A 24,653-nucleotide genomic window follows, 5' to 3' on the forward strand; every position below is an offset into this window, starting at 1 on the left:
CGTTTTTTTTTATAAACTTTTTAAAGCCTTCTTAATTATTGACTCAACAGTCGCCTCAGGATCTTCTTTTATGATTTTTTCAACCACTTTTTCAGATGTTTTTCTGACAAATCCTAAAACTTCTAAAGCAGATAACGCTTCATCTCTGTTTGTATTGTTTTGAAGCATTGAAACTTCATCTAAATCGTACAATTTAACAATTTTTTCTTTCAAATCAAGGATTACTCGTTGAGCAGTTTTGTTCCCAATTCCTTTTATTGACTGAATTACACCCACATCTCCCGATGCTATTGCATTAATAATTTGTTTCGGATCTAATGAAGATAACATTGTTCTGGCAATATTAGCTCCAATTCCAGAAACCGATAACAACATCCTGAAGATTTCTCTTTCGGATTTTTCTATAAAACCAAATAATGTATGCGCATCTTCTTTTATTTGAAGATGCGTATACAATTTTATAAAATCACTATTTGGTATTAACGAATAAGTGTGTAAAGATATATTTACATGATATCCTACTCCACCACAATCGATAACAACTTCGGTAGGCGTCTTTTCAACTAATTTTCCTTGCAAATGTGCAATCATAATATAATGTTAACAGCGCCAAATATAGTAAAATTTGAAGTAAAAATACCACAATTTTTAAACAATACTTTTTTACCTGAAATTATTTAATCAAATTATTCTTTTTAATTTCTTTTTCCTGAGCATCAATAACAGCAATAGCTGCCATATTAACCATTTCTTCTACACTTGCCCCTAATTGGAAAATATGTACTGGTTTACCCATACCTAACATTATTGGTCCTATTGAATCTACTTTATTCAATTCTTTCAATAATTTATAAGTAATATTTGCCGATTCTAAGTTAGGAAAAATAAGTGTATTAACTTTCTTTCCTGCTAATTTAGAAAAAGGAAATTTTTCCTGTAGCATTTCTGGGTTCAAAGCAAAATCAGCTTGAATTTCTCCGTCGATAACTAATTCAGGATGATTTTTATGCAAGTAAGCTACTGCTTCTCTCACTTTGGCAGCTCCTGGATTTGTCGAAGAACCAAAATTAGAATATGAAACCATTGCAATTACAGGCTCTACTCCAAACATTTTAGCTGTTTTAGCTGTCATAACTGCTATTTTAGCCAAATCATCTGCTGATGGATTGATATTAATCGCAGTATCTGATAAGAACATTGGCCCACGATTCGTCATCATCATGTTTGCCGTAGCTACAAGTGAAGCTCCTGGTGCTTTCTCTATAAGCTGTAACATTGGTTTTACAACCGATGGATAACTTCTAGAATGACCTGTTACCAATGCATCTGCCTCTCCTTCATTAACCATCATTGCAGCAAAATAGTTTCTTTCGCGCATTAATTTTTGAGCATCTAGCAAAGATATTCCGCGTCTCTCTCTTGTTGACCAGTAAGAAGATGCAAATTGGTTTCTTCTTTCTTCTTGATCTTTCGTTTTAGGATCAATAATCTCAACATCTGCATCAAATCCTAATTCAGCTTTAAGCTCTAGAATAATTTCTTTATTTCCTAATAAGATTGGAAAACCAATACCTTCTTCATGTACAATTTGAGCCGCTTTTAATACATTTAAATGATCTGCTTCGGCAAAAACGATTCTTTTTGGATCCATTTTTGCTCTGTTTGTAATCAAACGAACCATTTTATTGTCATTTCCTAAACGAGCCAAAAGTTCTTCTTCATACTTTTCCCAATCAGTTATTGGATTTAAAGCTACTCCAGACTCCATTGCTGCTTTGGCTACTGCCGGTGCAACTACGGTAATTAATCTTGGGTCAAAAGGTTTTGGAATTATATATTCTCTTCCGAATCCTAATTTAGTCGCTCCGTAAGCAACATTTACTTGCTCTGGAACTGACTCTTTTGCTAATGAAGCTAATGCTCTAACAGCAGCCATTTTCATTGCTTCGTTAATTTTAGTCGCTCTTACATCAAGAGCTCCTCTAAAAATATAAGGAAATCCTAATACATTATTTACTTGGTTAGGATAATCAGAACGTCCCGTAGCCATAATAACATCCTTACGAGTTGTAATAGCTAGGTTATAATTGATTTCCGGATCAGGATTTGCCATTGCAAAAACGATTGGATTTTCAGCCATTCCTAATAACATATCAGCTGTCATGATATCTCCTGACGATAATCCTAAAAATATATCCGCTCCTTTTAAAGCTTCTTCTAAACCAATTGGTTCAATATCTTTAGCATACTTTAATTGTAAAGCAGATAATGCAGGGTTATTTTTAGTTAAAAGCCCTTTACTGTTATACATTAAGATATTCTCAATTTTTACTCCTAATAAAACATACAAATCAGCACAAGCCAAAGCAGCAGATCCTGCGCCTGAAACTACCATTTTTACATCTTCTGCTTTTTTATCTGCTAACTCTAAAGCATTTATCAAAGCTGCCGAAGATATAATTGCAGTTCCGTGTTGATCATCGTGCATTACTGGAATATTAAGCTCTTCTACCAATCTTCTTTCTATTTCAAAAGATTCTGGTGCCTTAATATCTTCTAGGTTAATACCTCCAAAAGTTGGAGCAATATTCTTTACGGTTTGAATGAATTCTTCAATATCTTTTGTTCCAATTTCAATATCAAAAACATCGATATCAGAAAATATTTTAAATAACAATCCTTTCCCTTCCATTACTGGTTTTGATGCTTCAGGACCAATATCTCCTAAGCCTAAAACCGCGGTTCCATTAGTGATTACAGCAACAAGATTCCCTTTTGCAGTGTATTTATATACTTCGTTTACATCTCTTGCAATTTCTAAACATGGTTCGGCAACACCTGGTGAATATGCCAAAGATAAATCTCTTTGGGTTGCATATTTTTTGGTTGGAACTACTTGAATCTTACCTGGAGTAGGCTTTGAATGGTACAATAACGCCTCGCTTCTTTTACTATCTTTATTCATTGTTTTTAGATTTTATTCTAGCTTACAAAGATATAAGACTTGGCTTAAAAAGGAAGCTTTTATATTATTCTTTTATTCTTTTATATTACTCTTTTTTCAAAAAACCAGCTTTATTTTTAATCCAAAAAAAATAACCTGAAATTAATTAGGCTATTTTTTGCTATTCTTTCATACCATATTCTATTGTGATATATAGGAATTTAAGTGATTAATGGTGTCCTTTTGAATTTCTATTATTGATTTCACAACGTCACTTATAGAAATAATTCCTACCACAATACCATTATCTACAACAGGCAAATGTCTAATTCTTTTACTACTCATTAACTCCATACAGGAGTCTAAATTATCCGACAAACTTATTGTAATCACATTGCTTTCCATGATTTCATGAACAAATGTCTCTTTTGAAGATTTATCCTTTAAGACAATTTTTCGTGCATAATCTCTTTCTGACAATATACCTTTTAGCTCTGTTCCATCTATTACTAAGATGGCACCAATGTTTTTTTCTCCCATTACTTTTAAAGCCTCGTAAACGGTAGTCGATGAAAGGACAGAATAAACTTCTTTTCCTTTCGTGCTTAGTATTTGATTAACAGTCATATCTGATATTTTTAAGAACTATAAATTTAAAAAAAAACAAGTTACGAATAACATTATTCTATCTTTTTAACTTAAAAAAATATTTAATCAGCTGTCAAAACCAGAAAAATAAAGAGTTTTATTTATTTTTATAACACATTTAATAAATATTTACTCAACACCAACCATCTGAATACAAAACAAACAATGCCCTTTCTGAAATTTCAAAAAGAGCATTGCTTTTAAATATGGTATTTATTATTTAGATGTACTGAATATTATTCCATCGAGATGATGATAAATTCACTTCTTCTGTTCAATTGGTGTTCAGCTTCGGTGCAAGGAACTCCATCGGAACAGTGGTTTACTAACTGACTCTCGCCATATCCTTTGGCGGTTAATCGATTAGATTTAATGCCGTTTTTTATCAACCATTGTTGGGTTGATTTGGCTCTTCTGTCTGATAATGCCAGGTTGTATTTGGCTGTTTGACGACTATCGGTATGGGAGCGGATATCGATTTTCATCTTCGGGTATTGCTGCATTACCGCCAGGATTTTCTCTAGTTCGAAGGCGGCATCTTTGCGGATGATGGATTTATCTAAATCAAAATAGATGATAGGTATGTTTAGCGTTTTGGCTAAATCGGTTCCTACTGTGATTGGCTTGATGCGTTTTTCTAATTTTATATTTAGCTTTGTTTCTCCTGATTGTTCTTTTATGATTACTGAAGTTTCTATCGTTTCGTAATCTTCTTTGGCTACTCTTACATGATAGGTTTTGTTACAATCTACTTTAAAACTGTATGTTCCGTTTGCTGCTGTTGTAATCTCGCCTATTGTTTTAAATTGCTCATCGAGCAGGGTTACTTTGGCATTGTCTAGTATAGCGTTGGTTTCTTTGTCGCTTACTATTCCTTTTAGGGTTTGCTCGCAGTTTAGTTTTCTTGTTTGGGTTAGTTTGTAAATATCATCGTTGCCGTTTCCTCCTTCTCTGTTGGAGGTAAAGTATCCTTTTTGGGTTTCGCTATCGATGATAAATGCAAAGTCGTCTTGTTTGCTATTTATTGGTGCGCCTACGTTTTGTACTGTTGTAAAGGTGTTATCGTTGTTGTTTTTATCGTTGTTGTTATCATTGATTTTGGTAACGTATACATCAAGTCCGCCTAGTCCTGGTCGTCCGTCGCTGGCAAAATATAGCTGGTTGTCGTTTGCTATAAACGGGAAGGTTTCTCTGCCTTCGGTATTGATTGTTTTTCCTAGGTTTTCTGGTTTTCCAAAGCTTTTGTCGCTGTTTATTGTTACGCTATACAAATCGGATTGGCCCAGGGTTCCTGACATATCGGAGGCGAAGTATAGTTTTTTATCGTCATTGCTTAGTGCTGGATGTGCGGTGCTGTACTGGTCGCTATTAAATGGTAGTTCGCTTACGTTGGTCCATTTGCCATCGATTTGTTCTGCTTTATAGAGTTTTAACAGGGTGATTTTTTGGTTGTCTTTGCCTCTTTTTCCTTCCAGGTAGTTGTTTCTTGTAAAGTACATTGTTTTTCCGTCTTTGGTGAAAACGGGTGTGGATTCATTGAATTTGGAATTGATGTTCTTTTGAAATCGCTCTGGTGTTCCTAGTGTTCCATCGGCTTTTATTTCGGCGGTGTATAAGTTGGTGAAGGATTTATTGGTCCATTTGAATGTTTTTTTGGCTATGCCTCCGGTATCTCTGGCGGATGCAAATACGAGTTTGTTGTCGTAATAGGCGCTTCCGTAATCGGTTTGGGTGGAGTTGATTTTTGCGTCGGCTATTTCGTATCGTCCTGAGTTGGCTTTTATTTGCTCGAGGTAGTTTTTATTGTTTTCGAATAGTTCTCCTCTTTTATCGGCTGTCTTTTTTTTGTTGAAGCTCTCGAGGGTTTTATCTGCTTTGGCATAATCTCCTGTGGCTTTTAGGGTTTGTGCGTAGCGGTAGTAGTACTCGGGTTCTTGTTCTGGATTCATTTCAAAAAGGGACTGATACCATTTGGCTGCTTTGGTTAGTTCGCCATTAAAGTAGTAGGCGTTACCTAGTCTTTGGAACATTTCCTGGTCTTTGTATCCTTTTTCGGCTACTCTTTCGTAGGTGGCAATGGCATCGATATAGGCGTATTGGTTATAGTCTTTATCGGCTTTGTGCTGGCTTGCGCTTTGTGCTCTTCCGTTTAGTGTTATCAGTACTAAAAGGAGGGTGAAGGTGATGGCTATATAGTTTTTTTTCATCTTTGATGGATTTAGAAGAATCTTGGTGAGGTTATTCGGCTGTAATTATTAAAGAATTCGAATCGCAGGAATATCTCGTGGGAACCTGAGTTGTAGTTGTTCAGGCGGGTGGTTTCGCGGTCGTAGGCGTAGCCTAGGTATAATCCGTCGCTTACCTGGAATCCTACCATGGCGCTTAGGGCTGCACTCCATCTGTAGGCGACTCCGGCTACAAATTTGTCATTGAACATGAAGTTGGCTGACAGGTCGACTTGTAGTGGGGAACCTTCGACCATTTTGGTGAGTACGGCTGGTTTGAATTTGATATAGGGGTCTAGATCGAATACGTATCCGGCTATTAGGTAGTAGTTGATTTTGTCTTTGAAGATGGCGATGTCGTTATCGTTGTATCTGTTGGTTTCGATAAAATTGGGTACGGATAATCCGATGTAGGCTTTATCGGAATGCCAGTATACTCCTGCTCCTATGTTGGGGGTGAATTTGCTGTTTAGGTCTTGAAATTGTGGGTCGCCTTGTTGTTCTGGGTTTAGCTTTCCTATGTCTAAATTGAACAAATTTGCGGTGGCTTTGATCCCGAAGGATAGCTTGAAGGTTTCGGATGTGGGTATGGTATAGGATAAATCGGCCGAGAATGTGTTTTCGTTTGTTGGTCCTATTTTATCGTTTACCAGGGATACTCCAAGTCCCAGGTTGCTATTGTTTAACGGGGTGTTTAGGGAGAAGCTGCTGGTTTCAGGTGCTCCATCGAGTCCTACCCATTGGGTACGGTATAGTCCAAAAATGCTCATGGCTCCTCTGGAACCGGCATAGGCTGGGTTTATATTGATGGTATTGTACATGTATTGTGTAAACTGGGCATCTTGTTGTGCATGGCTTACTGCGGAAAAAAACATAAAAACGATTACTAATTTTCTCATTTATTTTTCTTTTAAGAATGGCTTAGCTTTTTAGGGCTAAGCCGTTTCTATTTGTTTTTTACTTTTATTTATTGATGTATAAATATCCTGCTTCCTGGTGGGCATTGGACTCGCTGTCTTTGTATTTTAGTACGTAGTAGTATGTTCCTACTGGCAGTCCATCGGATTGTTTTACGGTGGTGCGTCCTTCGGACATTCCTCTAAAGGCACGCTCTTCGTTGTTGTAGTGTTCGCGTTCGAATACTAAAACTCCCCATCGGTTATATATCTCTACGGTGTTCTCTGGATAACATTCTAGCCCTTGGATGTAGAATCTTTCGTTCATTGAATCTCCGTTTGGTGAGATGGCATTGAAGACTTTTATTACGCAGCCTTCTATTGGGGATACTGTTGGGTTGTCGTCTACATTACTGGTGTAATCGGATTTGTCTTCTACTGTGATTCCGTTGGCACTGGTTCCAAATGCGGTGGCCTGGTTGCTTATTTTTCCGGCATTGATGTCGGATTGTTTGATTACATATACGCCTATAAAGGTGTGTTCATCGGTTTCATTTACGCCTAATGTGATTGGACCTCCTGTCATAACTAGTCCTGGAAGTGGGTCGCTAACTGTTACGTTTGTCAGCGGGGTGTTTCCAGTATTGGTTATCTTGAAGGTATAGGTGATGGTTTCTCCTGCATTGGCATAACCGCTTTTGTTTTCGTCATTGAATATTGCTGTTTTTATCACGGCTATCGATGGTACGGCTACAAAAATGGTTACTTTGGCGCTTACGCAATTTGTTTTGTTTATCACATCACAAATTTGGTAGTTTAGTGTATAGGTACCTCCTGGCGTATTTGGCGCTACATCTATTGTTCCGTCTTCGTTTAATGTGATTCCTGATAATACGGTTAGGCTTTTTATAGTTACAACGGCTGGGTTGTTTATTCTGCTTCCGTTTAATTTATCATTGTCTAATACATTGATTGCTTCTAGTGTTCCGTTTATTCCGTCTGCAAAGAGTACGTTATCATCTGTTGCATCTATAATCGCTGCTCCTACTACAACTACTGAAGTTACTTCATCACAGTTTGTCGGATTGGTCACTTCGCATATTTTGTAGGTTACATCGTAGTTTCCTGCCGGTGTATTTGGAGATACGGTTACAGTTCCGTCAGGATTTAGTGTGAGTCCTGTTGGTACTGTTACTGGCGTTAGTTTTACTTCACCTGGGTTGGTTCCAATTACTACATCTACTCCATTTAATTTATCATTAGCTGTTAATGGTGGTGTTTTGCCTCCTGTGTTTCCATTGATTGGTGAAGTCGTTTCGGTGATAGCTTCGATTAATGGATTATCTACGGTTATTTTAACTGTAGATGTACTACAATTTGTAATATTTGAAAGATCACAAATAGTATAATCAAATGTATAAGTTCCAGATGGCGTATGTGGATTTACACTTACTTCACCAGTAGTTGTATCAAAATTTACTCCAGACGGTAACGTACTTGCTAAAGTAATTTTTACTTGATTTGATACCACACTAACACAATTCAATAAATCATTATTCAAAACGTTTGAAACTGCAATACCTCCTACATAACTATTTATTGAAACCCTTAAATCATCGTTAGATTTAATAGGACCAAACACAGTTACCGTTTGTGTACAAGTAGAAATATTACCATTATTATCAGTAACTGTCCAAGTTACAGTTGTAATTCCAATTGGGAATACTACAGGAGCATCATTCGTTACTGAAGCGATTCCACAATTATCAGAAACAGTTGGTAAACTCAGAACAATTATTGCTGTACATGAACCTATGTCTGTTTTAGCTATAACCGCTGTTGAGCAACTAATAACTGGTTTTTCTGCATCGGCAATAGTGATCGTTTGCTCACATGATAATGAGGTATTTCCTGAAGCATCGGTAGCTGTCCAAACTATTTTTGTTGTTCCCACAGGATATAAATCTGTCAATGATTTACTGTCTGAACGAACTCCTGCAAAGGTGAATGTTGTTGAACAATTATCAGTTGCTGTTGGATTTACAATAGAAACGGTTGCGCCACATTTGTTAGCATCAGCGTTTTTATTAATAGCTGCTGGACACGTGATAACTGGTTTTTCTGTATCTTTTATTATTACGTTCTGAATTGCACTTTCTATATTTCCATTTCCGTCATCAAAACTCCAGGTAATTGTATAATTTCCTTGTGCTGTATAAGTAAGTGGATCTGCTGTTGTTCCTGTTATTGTTCCTTTGCAATTATCTGCTGTGCTTGGAACTGGTACTGTTGCTGAACATTGTGCTATAACATCTGCTAAAACTGGTTTAACTGGCTTTTCTGCATCAGTAATAGTAACTGTTTGCTCACATGATAATGAGGTATTTCCTGAAGCATCGGTAGCTATCCAAACTATTTTTGTTGTTCCTACCGGATATAAATCTGTCAATGATTTACTGTCTGAACGAACTCCTGCAAAGGTGAATGTTGTTGAACAATTATCGGTTGCTGTTGGATCTACAATAGAAACGGTTGCGCCACATTTGTTAGCATCTGCAACTTGGCTAATAGTTGCTGGACAAGTGATAACTGGTTTTTCTGTATCTTTTATTATTACGTTCTGAATTGCGCTTTCTACGTTTCCATTTCCGTCATCAAAACTCCAAGTAATTGTATAATTTCCTTGTGCTGTATAAGTAAGTGGATCTGCTGTTGTTCCTGTTATTGTTCCTTTACAATTATCTGTTGTGCTTGGAACTGGTACTGTTGCTGAACATTGTGCTATAACATCTGCTAAAACTGGTTTAACTGGCTTTTCTGCATCAGTAATAGTAACTGTTTGCTCACATGATAATGAGGTATTTCCTGAAGCATCGGTCGCTGTCCAAACTATTTTTGTTGTTCCTACCGGATATAAATCTGTTAATAATTTACTGTCTGAACGAACTCCTGCAAAGGTGAATGTTGTCGAACAATTATCAGTTGCTGTTGGATTTACAATAGAAACGGTTGCGCCACATTTGTTAGCATCTGCAACTTGGCTAATAGTTGCTGGACAAGTGATAACTGGTTTTTCTGTATCTTTTATTATTACGTTCTGAATTGCGCTTTCTACGTTTCCATTTCCGTCATCAAAACTCCAAGTAATTGTATAATTTCCTTGTACTGTATAAGTAAGTGGATCTGCTGTTGTTCCTGTTATTGTTCCTTTACAATTATCTGTTGTGCTTGGAACTGGCACTGTTGCTGAACATTGTGCTACAACATCTGCTAAAACTGGTTTAACTGGCTTTTCTGCATCAGTAATAGTAACTGTTTGCTCACATGATAATGAGGTATTTCCTGAAGCATCGGTAGCTGTCCAAACTATTTTTGTTGTTCCTACTGGATATAAATCTGTTAATAATTTACTGTCTGAACGAACTCCTGCAAAGGTGAATGTTGTCGAACAATTATCAGTTGCTGTTGGATTTACAATAGAAACGGTTGCGCCACATTTGTTAGCATCTGCAACTTGGCTAATAGTTGCTGGACAAGTGATAACTGGTTTTTCTGTATCTTTTATTATTACGTTCTGAATTGCGCTTTCTACGTTTCCATTTCCGTCATCAAAACTCCAAGTAATTGTATAATTTCCTTGTACTGTATAAGTAAGTGGATCTGCTGTTGTTCCTGTTATTGTTCCTTTACAATTATCTGTTGTGCTTGGAACTGGCACTGTTGCTGAACATTGTGCTACAACATCTGCTAAAACTGGTTTAACTGGCTTTTCTGCATCAGTAATAGTAACTGTTTGCTCACATGATAATGAGGTATTTCCTGAAGCATCGGTAGCTATCCAAACTATTTTTGTTGTTCCTACCGGATATAAATCTGTCAATGATTTACTGTCTGAACGAACTCCTGCAAAGGTGAATGTTGTCGAACAATTATCAGTTGCTGTTGGATTTACAATAGAAACGGTTGCGCCACATTTGTTAGCATCTGCAACTTGGCTAATAGTTGCTGGACAAGTGATAACTGGTTTTTCTGTATCTTTTATTATTACGTTCTGAATTGCGCTTTCTACGTTTCCATTTCCGTCATCAAAACTCCAAGTAATTGTATAATTTCCTTGTACTGTATAAGTAAGTGGATCTGCTGTTGTTCCTGTTATTGTTCCTTTACAATTATCTGTTGTGCTTGGAACTGGCACTGTTGCTGAACATTGTGCTATAACATCTGCTAAAACTGGTTTAACTGGCTTTTCTGCATCAGTAATAGTAACTGTTTGCTCACATGATAATGAGGTATTTCCTGAAGCATCGGTAGCTATCCAAACTATTTTTGTTGTTCCTACCGGATATAAATCTGTCAATAATTTACTGTCTGAACGAACTCCTGCAAAGGTGAATGTTGTCGAACAATTATCAGTTGCTGTTGGATTTACAATAGAAACGGTTGCGCCACATTTGTTAGCATCTGCAACTTGGCTAATAGTTGCTGGACAAGTGATAACTGGTTTTTCTGTATCTTTTATTATTACGTTCTGAATTGCGCTTTCTACGTTTCCATTTCCGTCATCAAAACTCCAAGTAATTGTATAATTTCCTTGTACTGTATAAGTAAGTGGATCTGCTGTTGTTCCTGTTATTGTTCCTTTACAATTATCTGTTGTGCTTGGAACTGGCACTGTTGCTGAACATTGTGCTACAACATCTGCTAAAACTGGTTTAACTGGCTTTTCTGCATCAGTAATAGTAACTGTTTGCTCACATGATAATGAGGTATTTCCTGAAGCATCGGTAGCTGTCCAAACTATTTTTGTTGTTCCTACTGGATATAAATCTGTTAATAATTTACTATCTGAACGAACTCCTGCAAAGGTGAATGTTGTCGAACAATTATCAGTTGCTGTTGGATTTACAATAGAAACGGTTGCGCCACATGTTAGCATCTGCAACTTGGCTAATAGTTGCTGGACAAGTGATAACTGGTTTTTCTGTATCTTTTATTATTACGTTCTGAATTGCGCTTTCTACGTTTCCATTTCCGTCATCAAAACTCCAAGTAATTGTATAATTTCCTTGTACTGTATAAGTAAGTGGATCTGCTGTTGTTCCTGTTATTGTTCCTTTACAATTATCTGTTGTGCTTGGAACTGGCACTGTTGCTGAACATTGTGCTACAACATCTGCTAAAACTGGTTTAACTGGCTTTTCTGCATCAGTAATAGTAACTGTTTGCTCACATGATAATGAGGTATTTCCTGAAGCATCGGTAGCTATCCAAACTATTTTTGTTGTTCCTACCGGATATAAATCTGTCAATGATTTACTGTCTGAACGAACTCCTGCAAAGGTGAATGTTGTTGAACAATTATCGGTTGCTGTTGGATCTACAATAGAAACGGTTGCGCCACATTTGTTAGCATCTGCAACTTGGCTAATAGCTGTTGGACATGTGATAACTGGCTTTTCTGTATCAGCTACAACTACTGTCGAAGCAGTAGAAGTTTCTTCACAAAAAGTAGAACCACTTATGATTTTTACTTTATAATCTCCATTTGAGGTTACAACTAATGTCGAAGCTGTCTCCCCATTGATAACTGAATTATCTTTGTACCAAACATAACTAGGAGAAACCGCATTGGTAACCGCTGTTAGTGTAGTAGTTAAACAAGCTTCTAATGTTCCTGTTATTGTCGCTGTAGGCAAAGAGCTAACAGTTACAACTCTTTCTGCAGTAGCATCATCACAACCTCCAGTTCCAGTTACTGTATACTTAATTGTTGCTACCCCAGTTCCAACTCCAGCAATTGCTCCTGTTGATGCATTTACTGTAGCTACTGCCGTATTACTACTACTCCATCTTCCTCCAGCAGTACCTCCTGATAATGAAAAAGCAGTATTTTCTGTTATACAAATATTTTGATTTCCTGATAACGTTCCTGCAATAGGAGTTTCTGTTACAATAACTTTTACTGCGATTCTTTCACTCTCACATCCATTAGTTGTTTGACTAGCATAATATGTATTTGATTCCAATAAGTCAGTCTCTTTATACAAAATACCACCCGTTAGAGCATTATACCATTGAATACCTGATCCTGTAGCAATTAAATCTTTAATTTTTTTAGCATCTACAAAGCAAAAATTTTGCTCTGTAGCCGTTGGCATAGCTGGCGTAGCTGGTTGTGCATTAATTACTGCAGCAACTGATTCAGCTGATATGCAAGTCCCTAATGTCGCTTTTACAGTATAACTTCCTGCTGGCGCTGTTATTGCAGCTCCATTTCGAACAACATTTGCCGACGGCGTGATTGTATAGGTATAAGTTGGGGCATAATTTGTAATTGTAAAACTCCCTGTAGCTGTTGCACACGTTGGTTGTGTTACAGCACTTACTGCTGGCATATCCGGTGTAGCTGGTTGTGCATTAATTACTGCAGCAACTGATTCAGCTGATACGCAAGTCCCTAATGTTGCCTTTACAGTATAACTTCCTGCTGGTGCTGTTACTGTAGCTCCATTTCGGTTAACTCCTGTTGACGGCGTGATTGTATAAGTATAAGTTGGGTCGTAATTCGTAATTGTAAAACTTCCTGTAGCCGTTGCACAAGTTGGTTGAGTTACAGCACTTACTGTTGGCATAGCTGGTGTAGCTGGTTGTGCATTAATTACTGCAGCAACCGATTCTACAGATGCGCAAGTTCCAGAGGTAGCTTTTACAGTATAACTTCCTGCTGGCGCTGTTACCGTAGCTCCATTTCGCGTAACTCCTGTTGACGGCGATACCGTATAAGTATACGTTGGATTATAATTAGTAATCTCAAAACTTCCCGTGGCAGTCGTACAAGTTGGTTGCGTTAATGTAGTTAATGTTGGTTTTGGAATCGATGCGTTCATCGTTATCGTTCCATTTATTGTAGCTGCTGGACACGGCATTGTATGTCCAACTGTTGTTATCGTATAATTAGCATTTGCTGTTGGAGTTCCTGAAATAGTTACTGTTCTTGCTGTTAAATCGACAACGGACTTTAACTCTGTTGGCAAATTTGTTACTATTGCATTTTTTGCGCTTCCGCCAAATGTATAAACCGTAGTAGGAATTGCTGTTCCTGTACAAACTACAGGATTTTGCGTACCACTAGTAAGCACAATTGTCGAGGCATCATTTATAACTGCTGCAACCGCAATTCTCGATGTTGTAGTACAACCTTCGGTCGTAGTAGCACCTACATAATAAGTAGTCGTAGTTGATAAGTTTGGAGTAATAAATTCTACTCCCGTTCCTAATACCTGTTCACTTACCGGATCCGCATACCATCTGATAGTATCAGCTCCTGTTGATGCAGTTGCCTTTAGTGTTAATGCTGCCGTACCACAGCTAGAGGCTTCTGTTGTTGAAGTTATTGTTGGCCTAGTATTTATCGATGCTTTAACTGCAGTCCTTGTTGCTGTAGCACATCCGTTATCGGTTGCATCAACATAATAAGTTGTAGTAGTTGTTAAGCTTGGTGTTGTAAAACTTGTACCTGTTCCTAATGATGCTCCACCAGTTGCTGCAGAATACCAATTAATTGTTCCTGAAGAGGCTGTAGCGCCTAAAATCACTTCTCCAGTATCACATCGTCCCGCAGGTGTTGTTCCTGTAATTGTTGGTATTGCATTAATAACAAAATTAGTAGCAGTTCTACAACCTGTGCCACTACCACAAGCTGCATAAAAAACTGTAGTTCCTGCCTTATTTATATCTATTAAGCCTGTAACTGTAGTTGGATCAAAAGATGCTCCGCTACCTACTTTAGTACCGCCCGAAGCCGATGTATACCATTGTATAGTACCTGAACATGTAGAAGTAGCCTTTAATGATCCTTTTACTCCTTGGCAAGTAGAAACTCCTGTAGTTGTTGGCGCCCCAGCAACTGCATTAATAGTTATAATATCAGTAGAAACCGAAGTACATCCATTAGCATTTGTAGTTGTCACTATATAGTTATTTGGCACTAAGCCCGAAAAGATTCCTGTTGTATTAATTACTGGTGCTGTTACAGGATTAGTTCCTTTTAATGTATAACTTATTCCTTCACCATTTGCAGGAGTTTTTACCGTTATTGTTCCTGTTGGTGTATCACAAGTTGATTGTACCACTTCAGCTGTAGGAACATCTGGCAAAGCAAATATTTTTATATCATCTTCTGTTACAGTTGCGCCATCGCCTTTAAAGTTCGTTCCCGGCACATCGATTTGGTTAACTCCTTCATATTTTTTATTTATAGTTGTACCATACGCGTTTACAGCTGCCGTAATTTTTCTAGTAGGATTGGCAGTTGTACGTGTAGGATCAAAGTATAAAGCTTGTGCATTAGAACTATATGTACCAGCAGCAATAGGCGCTATAACTTTCCCAACCAAGATTATCGTAACCACTCCATTTTGAGCAATATTAAACCCTCCAAACACAGGATTATTCTTAGATGTAACTGTATTACTTAAAGCACCAGAAGGACCAGTAGTATCTGCTGAATATGTTGCCGTAGCAGAATCAAATTCGATACCTGTTGGAAAATAAAAGTCTAAATCGACCCCGGCAGCATTTCCTACCCCTGTATTTTTTATTTGTATTTCATAAGAAACCTTCTCTCCAATCGAATTACAAGCTGATGCTTTAGGTAACGATTTTACTTTGGTATCCAGAATAGGAAAACAATTTGAGTTAACCTGTAAATTTGGCGGTAGATCTTTAGAGATAAAAGTCGATACATGTCCATTTACTCCCTCATTAGCACCATGGACATTAGAACCAGTTCCACTTCCTTTATTAGTTTTACCTGCCAAACCACCAGTTACATTGGTAGTAATTTTTACAGTCCCCTCAAGATTATGTCTAATGATTCCACCACCACCACCACCACCTGGTCCGTGCTCGTTTTTAGTATCATTTTCTGTATTCCCTCCATTTCCTCCTTTTGCATTAATTGTAATATCTCCAGTACTGGTATTAGAAATATTCAACAATACTGTCCCTCCAGCTCCAGCTCCTCCAGCTCCATCTGGTGTACCACCATATGCACCCGGAGCACCATTTCCTCCATTAACTTCAATTAACCCAGTACCTTGAACTGTTCCTGCATTAATAAGCACAATAGCTCCTCCGACACCTCCTTTTACACCATCGATAGCATTATTAGCATCTCCAGCGCCACCGCCACCTCCCATTATAAGTCTTGTTAATTCTGGTGTAGCATCTAGGTAGGATCTAAAACCAGGTCTTCCTCCCCCAGTATAAGTTGGCCAAGTTTGTCCTCCAATTCCTTGCCAACCGTAACCACCTAAACCACCAAAACCACCATTACCACCGCCACCGCCACCGGTGTTGTGGTCATTACCACCACCACCAGCATTGGCAGGAGCTCCTCTACCTGAAGAACCTGCTGGCATACCTTCAACTTTATTATCTACCTGGTTATAACCATCCCACATATATCTAGGCGTTCCTGCGATTCCTTCTCCTTTCCCTGAAATATAAGTTTTTGAAGCATCACCAACATAAGAACTCGCATCATTTACACCTGAAAAAGCTATAGGGCTATATCCTCCTCTAAATCCTCTTGCTGTTCCATCAATAGAAAATCCATTAAAATCGAAAGTTCCAGAAACATTAAAAGCAATAACTCCACCTGCTATACCATTAAATGGTGGTGTCGTTATCTTAGAGGTAAGCTTTAAATTAGAATATTGCGGTACTCTAACAATTTGAAATGTTCTCTTCCCTCTCGTAGGTGTTGCATCCGCATTAAAAAAACTATTAAAAGTACCTCCATTTGGACCGGTACCTTTAAACGTAAGATTTCCTCCCTTTAATGAAACATCATTTGTTGCAATAACATATTCAAAAATACCTGTATTACCAATAGCTGTGAATCCTGTACCTCCTAATTTATCCGGGCCACTACTTGAAGTTCCTGAACCATAATTAGCATCATTCCTAAAATCAATAATAGCATCCTGCATTTGGATAATCAAAATCAAATCCCCTGCAGAAATTTGAGTTGTTCCAAAATTATTTTTATGAGCATCCATTGTTGGTACGGCTCCTAATAATATAGATTGAGCTCCTTTATTCAAGGTGATATTACCATCAACAGGATAATACGTATTTACAGAACTTGATACTGTAACAGGACCATCTCCACCAGGTGTTCCACAAATTTGTGAAAACAGACTAGTTGAGAATAAAAAAAATACAATAAAAGAAGTTAGTCTAAAAAAATTAAGCATTTTAAGAGTACAATTTTGCATAAACAGTTTTGTTTTGGGTAATACTATAATTGTTCGAAAACCCGATGAATGAATTCGAAGAGAATAAATTAAATAAGAGGGATTGTTCTACCGAAGATCTAAGGAAAAGATCTTTCAAAATTTTATAAAAGAAAAATAAAATAAGGACCATAAATAAATTAGCTTCGACTCAAATTCGTCTTTAAGATTATAGAAATAGGTAGTTTGGTGGGGCGAAAGTATATAAAGGGTAAAATAATAACTATATAACTCGTCGAACTACCTGTTTTATCGTTGAAGTACTCTTTTTTTCGAATAAATGTAGATTTTATCGAGAAAAAAATTAACAATTTAGCAACTAAAAGTTTTTATAACAACAATAAAAGTCATTTCGCGCACTAACTTCAACGCAAAAATTCATAACTTATTAAAGTTCAAATAATAGAATAAAAAAATACGCAACGTAGGGTTGCGTATTTTATACTTTTACGAGTAACTTATACTCAATTTTATTGCAAATTTTACTTTAAAAAATAATTTTATTAACAATTAAAACAGAACATCTACCCCTAATTAACAAATTATCCAAAATAAAAAGGCTATTTCAAGAAATTGATATTTCGTTTTAAACCATCAAATTTTGTTCTTTTTAAAGGGGAGTTTTTAAATACCACTCGAAAGGTTTCTTCAGTAATCTCTAACCACTCTTTTTTCGACATTGCCATAACATCTGGGTTAGGATTAAACAGTGGTTCTGAATGTGCTTTAGAAAATCGATTCCAAGGACAAACATCTTGACAGGTATCGCAACCAAATGCCCAATCATCAAATTTCCCTTTCATTTCTTGTGGAATATTTTCTTTGAGTTCAATTGTAAAATAGGAAATACACTTACTCCCATCAACTACATAAGGAGCAACAATTGCCTGTGTGGGACAAGCATCGATACAAGCTGTACATGAACCGCAATGATCTGTAGTGGCATAATCATATTCTAAGTCTAAATCGAGAATAAGTTCGGCAATGAAGTAAAAAGAGCCTACTTTTTGTGTAATTAAATTACTGTTTTTGCCTATCCAGCCTAAACCACTTTTGGCAGCCCAAGCTTTATCCAAAACTGGAGCGGAGTCAACAAATACGCGACCAGAAACATCACCTATTTGCTCTTGAATGGAAAAAAGTAATTCTTTGAGTTTTTCTTTTATTACAAAATGATAATCTTGTCCATATGCGTACTTCGATATCTTAAAGCTATCATTTTCCTGAGTTTCGGAAGGGTAATAGTTAAGTAATAACGACACTACACTTTTGGCATCATCAACCAATAAAGTAGGATCTAACCGCTTATCAAAATGATTTTCCATATAGGCCATTTGACCATTATGGTTTTTATTAAGCCAATTTTCTAACCTTGGGGCTTCTTGTTCCAAGAATCCTGCTTTAGAAATTCCACAAGATAAGAACCCAAGCCTTTTGGCTTCGGATTTAATAAATTGTGAATATGTACTTTTTGAATTTATCAATGTAAATTTAATATGAAACGGTTTTAGCCCTGATGGGAGCGACATCCTTTTTTTGGCTTTTTAGCCAGAAAAAGATATAGCGGACAGCAGGAAATAGCTTCAAAAAAATTAAAATAATCCGCCTTGAATATTGGTATTTATTCTACCTAAATGTTTGTATGCTTTGTCGGTAACTTCACGTCCTCGTGGAGTTCTCATAATAAAACCTTCCTGAATTAGGAATGGCTCATATACTTCTTCGATGGTTTCGCTACTTTCGGAAACTGCTGTTGCCAATGTAGACAATCCAACTGGCCCTCCTTTAAATTTACTAATAATGGTAAGAAGGATTTTGTTATCCATCTCGTCTAAACCATGTGCATCGACATTTAATGCCTTTAGTGCATATTGTGCAATAGCCAAATCGATAGTTCCATTTCCTTTAATTTGTGCAAAGTCACGAACACGACGCAATAATGCATTTGCGATACGAGGTGTTCCACGACTACGGCCTGCAATCTCGATTGCAGCATCTAAAGAAATTGGCATTTTTAATATCGAAGCACTTCTTTCTACAATTGAAGTTAAAAGCTCTGTAGTGTAATATTGTAGTCGTGACGAGATACCGAAACGAGCCCGCATAGGTGCAGTTAACAAACCTGAACGTGTTGTTGCTCCGATTAAGGTAAATGGATTTAAATTAATCTGAACTGTTCTTGCATTAGGCCCAGACTCTATCATGATATCTATCTTAAAATCTTCCATTGCCGAATATAAGTACTCTTCGACAATAGGACTCAAACGATGGATTTCATCTATAAATAGTACATCTCTTTCTTCGAGATTAGTAAGTAATCCAGCTAAGTCACCAGGTTTATCCAGAACTGGCCCTGATGTAATCTTTATACCAACCTCTAATTCATTAGCAAGTATGTTTGCCAAAGTAGTTTTTCCAAGTCCGGGAGGACCATGAAAAAGCGTATGATCTAATGCTTCGTTACGCTGATTAGCTGCCGCAACAAAGACTTTCAGGTTTTCTAAAACCTGATCTTGACCCGCGAAATCATCAAAAGAAAGCGGTCTTAATTTTTTTTCAAGATCAAACTCTTCAGAGTTATAGCGGTTCGTTGTTGGATCTAAATTTTCATTCATTTAGCAAAGATAGAGAAAGAAAAAGGAAGTCAAAAAAAAACCTCTACTATGAGTAGAGGTTTTAAATATTTTTAGTGATGAAGAACTTCTTCTCCTTCTTTCATTGGTACGTTTTGAGGTACAAAATCAACGTCATAGTTTGGATTACTATAGTCATATGGCCAACGGTAAACGTGAGGGATTTCTCCTGGCCAGTTACCGTGAATATGCTCAACTGGTGTAGTCCACTCTAAAGTTGTAGATTTCCATGGGTTTTGTACTGCTTTCTTACCGTAGAAAATACTACTAAAGAAATTGTATAAGAACACTAATTGGAAAGCTCCTCCAACTAAAGCAAACACAGTTATTAAAACGTTTACGTTTTGTAAATCATCAAATAACGGGAAGTTTGTATTAGTATAGTAACGTCTTGGCAAACCTGCTAATCCGATAAAGTGCATTGGGAAGAATACTCCGTAAGCACAAACTGCAGTTACCCAAAAGTGAATATATCCTAAGTTTTTGTTTAACATTCTACCATACATTTTAGGGAACCAGTGGTAAATACCAGCAAACATTCCATAAAGTGCAGAGATACCCATTACTAAGTGAAAGTGAGCAATTACAAAGTATGTATCGTGAACGTTAATATCTAAAGTACTATCTCCTAAGATGATCCCTGTTAAACCTCCAGTGATGAAAGTAGAAACCATTCCTATAGAGAATAACATTGCAGGATTAAATTGTAAGTTACCTTTCCATAAAGTTGTAATCCAGTTAAATGCTTTTACAGCAGAAGGAATTGCAATCAATAATGTTGTAAATGTAAATACAGATCCTAAAAATGGATTCATTCCAGAAACGAACATGTGGTGTCCCCAAACGATTGTTGAAAGGAATGCAATTGCTAAAACTGACATAATCATCGCTCTGTATCCGAAAATTGGTTTACGAGAATTCGTAGCCATAATTTCCGAAACAAGTCCCATCGCTGGTAAGATTACAATGTAAACTTCAGGGTGTCCTAAGAACCAAAATAAGTGTTCGAATAAAACTGGTGAACCTCCTTGGTAATGTAAAACTTCTCCAGCAATATAAATATCAGATAAGAAGAAAGAAGTACCAAAACTTCTGTCAAAAATCAATAATAATGCAGCAGATAATAATACTGGGAATGAAATAACTCCAATAACAGCAGTTACGAAGAATGTCCATATAGTTAAAGGTAATCTTGTCATAGACATACCTTTTGTTCTTAAGTTAATAACAGTTACGATGTAGTTTAATGACCCCATCAATGATGAAGCAATAAAGATTGCCATAGAAACTAACCATAATGTCATACCTGTTCCTGAACCAGGAATTGCTTGTGGTAAAGCACTTAATGGAGGATAAATTGTCCAACCAGATGAAGCAGGTCCAGCTTCAACAAATAAAGAACTTAACATTATAACTGCTGATAAGAAAAATAACCAGTATGAAATCATATTCATGAATCCAGAGGCCATATCTCTTGCACCAATTTGAAGCGGAATCAATAAGTTACTAAAAGTACCACTCAAACCAGCCGTTAATACAAAGAATACCATGATGGTTCCGTGTATGGTAACTAATGCAAGATAAACATCATTAGTCATTACTCCATCTGGTGCAAATTTATCTCCTAATAAAACATTAAATATTTTAAAAGACTCTTCAGGCCATGCTAATTGCATTCTAAAAAGCAAGGACATTGCAATACCAATTACCCCCATAATAATACCTGTTATAAGGTATTGTTTGGCAATCATTTTGTGATCAATACTAAAGATATATTTAGTAATGAATGTCTCTTTATGGTGGTGTTCGTGTTCGTGATCTTGTCCGTGATCGTGACCTTCTGCTGACATATATGTATACTTTAAATTTCTTAAATAAATATTATTTCATAGCTACTTTAGGAGCTTCTACTTTAGCAGTAGTATCAACTTTGGTAGTATCAGTGCTTCCTGCTGCACCTTCTGCTGGAGCTGGAGCAACTGCTGCTTTAATATCCTGAGCTAATGTAGCTTTTTCGCTTAACCATTTTTTATACTCTTCTGGCGTATCAACAACTATTTTCATTTGCATGTTATAGTGAGATGTTCCACAAATTTTATTACAAAGTAATAAATAATCAAAAGTATAAGGGTCAAGAGCTGTTTCTCCTTTTGCAACTAGCTCAACACTTTTCTTAGAACGTAGTTCATTAATATGAGCAACTTTCTTTACCATGTACTCTAAGTCTCTATATTCTGCAGTTGTGTAAACTGGCGTGAAAGCAAATTCTGTAACCATACCAGGAACACAGTTCATTTGCGCTCTAAAGTGAGGCATGTAAGCTGAGTGTAATACGTCTTGTGAACGCATCTTGAAATGTACTTTCTTTCCTTTTGGTATATGTAATTCTGAAACCACAATATCATCTTGTGCATATGGATCAGACATATCAACTCCTAAAGTATTTACACCTTCGATTAATCTTACGTTAGCTTTACCTAAAACATTATCAGGTCCAGCATATCTTGCAGTCCATTTAAATTGTTGAGCATATAATTCGATAACAACTGTATCTTCATCTTTGTCAACAAACATAATATTATTCCAAGCATATAATCCGTAAAGAATTAATCCTGCCAAAACAACTGCTGGAATAACACTCCAAAGTGCCTCTAATCTATTATTGTCAGCAAAGTATAATGCTTTCTTATCTTTTTCTCCTTTATATTTAAAAGAAAAATAATAAAGTAATCCTTGAGTTATAAATTGAACTACAAAAATCAAAACCCAAGTAATGTTCATAAGGCTATCAACCAAACTACCATGCTCAGAAGCTGGCGTGTGTAATACTAATGGCCCCCATTTTAACAATCCATATATTGTAAAAATATAAATGAATGCTAAAAATCCGAACATTAAATACCCTTGAACATTATTATCATTATCAGATGCAACCTGAGAATCGTCCGATTTTGCTCCTACCTGAGTAAGATCAAATATCTTGGTCAATTGCCATAATGCTACAGCTAATAAAACTAAAACTATAATTACCAACAAACTTGTCATCTGTTTATTTCTTTAAATATTAATAATGAAAATGTTTACTTTCTTCTATAAATGGATTTCTTTTTGGTAACAAAGGAGCTTTAGTTAATGCAGTGAAAACTACAAAAATAAATAAACCTAAGAAGAAAAGTACTGATGCAATTTCTGAAACACCAATGAACCATCTATCACCTACTGTACCAGGCATAATCATATTGAAGAAATCAAGATAATGTCCTAATAAAATTACAATTCCAGCCATAACAATTACCCAGCTAATTCTCTTGAAATCAGTATTGATTAAAATCAACAATGGGAAAAGAAAATTCATAACAACAGCTCCAAAGAAAGGAAGGTTATAAAGTTGAATTCTTGTAACAAAATAAGTTACCTCTTCAGGAATATTTGCATACCAAATCAACATGAATTGTGAGAACCATAAATAAGTCCAGAAAACACTAATACCAAACATAAATTTAGCAAGGTCATGAATATGGCTTGTATTAACATGCTCTAAATATCCTTTAGATTTCAAGTATACAGTCACTAATGCAATTGTAGTGATACCACTTACAAAGAAACTAGCAAACACATACCATCCAAACAATGTACTGTACCAGTGTGGATCGATAGACATAATCCAATCCCAAGACATAATAGACTCAGAAACGATAAAGAACACTAAGAATCCAGCAGTCATTTTGAAATTCTTTTTGTAGTTCAAATCATCTTTAGCTTCGTCTTGTGCAAGACATCTTTGTCTAGTATAGTAGTTATACAAATTCCATCCAATCAAGAATATTGCAGCTCTAATAATCCAAAAAGGAAAATTTAAATATCCTGCTTTATTAGCAATGATTGCATCGTAATTTGGACTTTTAGGATCTGTTACTCCATCTCCTAACCATACAAACATATGGTTGAAGTGCAGTCCACAAAATACTAAAATTATAAAAAATATTACAGAACCTACAGGTAAGTAAGCAGTTATACCTTGCATAACTCTAAACAATACAGGAGACCATCCTGCTTGCGCAACTTGTTGAATAGCGTAAAATGCAAGAACTCCCATAGAAAGTAGCAAAAAGAAAATACAAGCAACATATAATGCTGACCATGGTTTATTTTGCAATTGGTGTAAAACATGGTTTAAATGTTTTGTATGCTCATCTGCAGCACCAACTTGAGCGTGTTCTTTTTTTCCTTCAGCATGTGCTTCATGAGCTGGCTCAGCAGTTTCATGAGTCGCTTCTCCATGACCACCATGAGACTCAGCAGCTAGTATTTTTTCAACTTCTTGAATATCTTTAGGTGCATTTAAAAAACCATACCCAATACCCAAAAGACCTACAGCCATTAAGATGAAAGAAAAAGTTTTTAATTTACTTGAAAATGTATACATATCTAATACGATCAGTTTGTTCAACAATTATTATAATTGGCTTTTTAGTTTTAGAACATAGTCAGCAACTAACCAACGTTCGTGAGTACTTAATTGATTTGCATGAGAACCCATTGCATTTAATCCGTAAGTCTCAACATGAAAAATACTTCCTTCAGTAATTACCCTGTCTTTATAACTAGGAACTCCAAGAAATTTTTCTCTTTCTACCAATTTACCTTTTCCATTTCCAGTTGCACCATGACAACTCATACAATAGATTTCAAAAAGTTCTTTTCCTTTTTCTGAATTTCTATCTAAAGAATCTAAAGGTGATTTCAAATTAGCTTTCGCTAATTCATAACCTGCTGTAGAATTCTCATATTCATAAGGTTCAAAACCTCTGTTAATAGTTCCTTTTACTGGAAGTTGTCCTTCCTTTCCTCCTTTAAAAATATTAGCCTCTGCATATGGTTCATACGCTAAAGATTCATACATATTAGGGAAGTACTGATAGTTTGGTGCCGAATTATTGTGGCAAGATGAAACTAAAATAGTTATACCAACTAAAAGTGTTATTTTATATATACTTTTCATAGCT

At 36.3% G+C, this 24,653-nt stretch carries 13 protein-coding genes; all 13 read right to left on the reverse strand.

Translation table 11 applies throughout. From position 1 onward, the window contains the following. Positions 1-9 precede the first annotated feature (9 nt). Positions 10-591: a Holliday junction branch migration protein RuvA gene (ruvA, locus tag AC3IPI_RS02170; protein WP_035617819.1), complete on the reverse strand. Its 582-nt coding sequence runs from the start codon at positions 589-591 to the stop codon at positions 10-12. A gap of 82 nt (positions 592-673) precedes the next feature. Further along, positions 674-2,965, reverse strand: a complete 2,292-nt coding sequence (locus AC3IPI_RS02175) for an NADP-dependent malic enzyme (RefSeq protein ID WP_489156830.1) — start codon at positions 2,963-2,965, stop codon at positions 674-676. 180 nt (positions 2,966-3,145) lie between these two features. After that, positions 3,146-3,571 (reverse strand): CBS domain-containing protein, encoded by a 426-nt coding sequence (locus tag AC3IPI_RS02180; RefSeq protein WP_039114892.1) that lies wholly within the window; start codon positions 3,569-3,571, stop codon positions 3,146-3,148. Positions 3,572-3,828: 257 nt separating this feature from the next. After that, positions 3,829-5,799 (reverse strand): OmpA family protein, encoded by a 1,971-nt coding sequence (locus AC3IPI_RS02185; protein ID WP_489156832.1) that lies wholly within the window; start codon positions 5,797-5,799, stop codon positions 3,829-3,831. 11 nt (positions 5,800-5,810) lie between these two features. Next, on the reverse strand, positions 5,811-6,716 hold the full coding sequence (locus AC3IPI_RS02190; protein WP_409416421.1) for a PorP/SprF family type IX secretion system membrane protein: 906 nt from the start codon (positions 6,714-6,716) through the stop codon (positions 5,811-5,813). A gap of 64 nt (positions 6,717-6,780) precedes the next feature. Next, positions 6,781-11,649, reverse strand: a complete 4,869-nt coding sequence (locus AC3IPI_RS02195; protein ID WP_489156834.1) for an HYR domain-containing protein — start codon at positions 11,647-11,649, stop codon at positions 6,781-6,783. Continuing rightward, positions 11,600-16,996: an Ig-like domain-containing protein gene (locus AC3IPI_RS02200; protein WP_489156836.1), complete on the reverse strand. Its 5,397-nt coding sequence runs from the start codon at positions 16,994-16,996 to the stop codon at positions 11,600-11,602. Before AC3IPI_RS02200 ends, AC3IPI_RS02195 begins: the two co-directional genes overlap by 50 nt. Before the next feature lie 578 nt (positions 16,997-17,574). Then, on the reverse strand, positions 17,575-18,498 hold the full coding sequence (queG, locus tag AC3IPI_RS02205; protein WP_489159257.1) for a tRNA epoxyqueuosine(34) reductase QueG: 924 nt from the start codon (positions 18,496-18,498) through the stop codon (positions 17,575-17,577). Between the two features lie 108 nt (positions 18,499-18,606). Further along, complete coding sequence (gene ruvB / locus AC3IPI_RS02210) at positions 18,607-19,629, reverse strand: Holliday junction branch migration DNA helicase RuvB (protein ID WP_039111898.1); 1,023 nt, start codon at positions 19,627-19,629, stop codon at positions 18,607-18,609. A 71-nt stretch (positions 19,630-19,700) separates the two neighbouring features. After that, entirely contained in the window at positions 19,701-21,497 is a 1,797-nt protein-coding gene (locus tag AC3IPI_RS02215; protein WP_039111897.1) for a cytochrome c oxidase subunit I, read from the reverse strand. Positions 21,498-21,528: 31 nt separating this feature from the next. Then, on the reverse strand, positions 21,529-22,692 hold the full coding sequence (locus AC3IPI_RS02220; RefSeq protein ID WP_039111896.1) for a cytochrome c oxidase subunit II: 1,164 nt from the start codon (positions 22,690-22,692) through the stop codon (positions 21,529-21,531). Positions 22,693-22,711: 19 nt separating this feature from the next. Then, the gene (locus AC3IPI_RS02225) at positions 22,712-24,073 is read right to left on the reverse strand and encodes a cation-translocating P-type ATPase (RefSeq protein WP_086894885.1); all 1,362 of its coding nucleotides are present in this window, start codon (positions 24,071-24,073) and stop codon (positions 22,712-22,714) included. A 30-nt stretch (positions 24,074-24,103) separates the two neighbouring features. Then, entirely contained in the window at positions 24,104-24,649 is a 546-nt protein-coding gene (locus AC3IPI_RS02230; RefSeq protein WP_039119291.1) for a c-type cytochrome, read from the reverse strand. Between the last annotated feature and the right edge of the window lie 4 nt (positions 24,650-24,653).

The organism is Flavobacterium sp. GL_143, assembly GCF_057834355.1.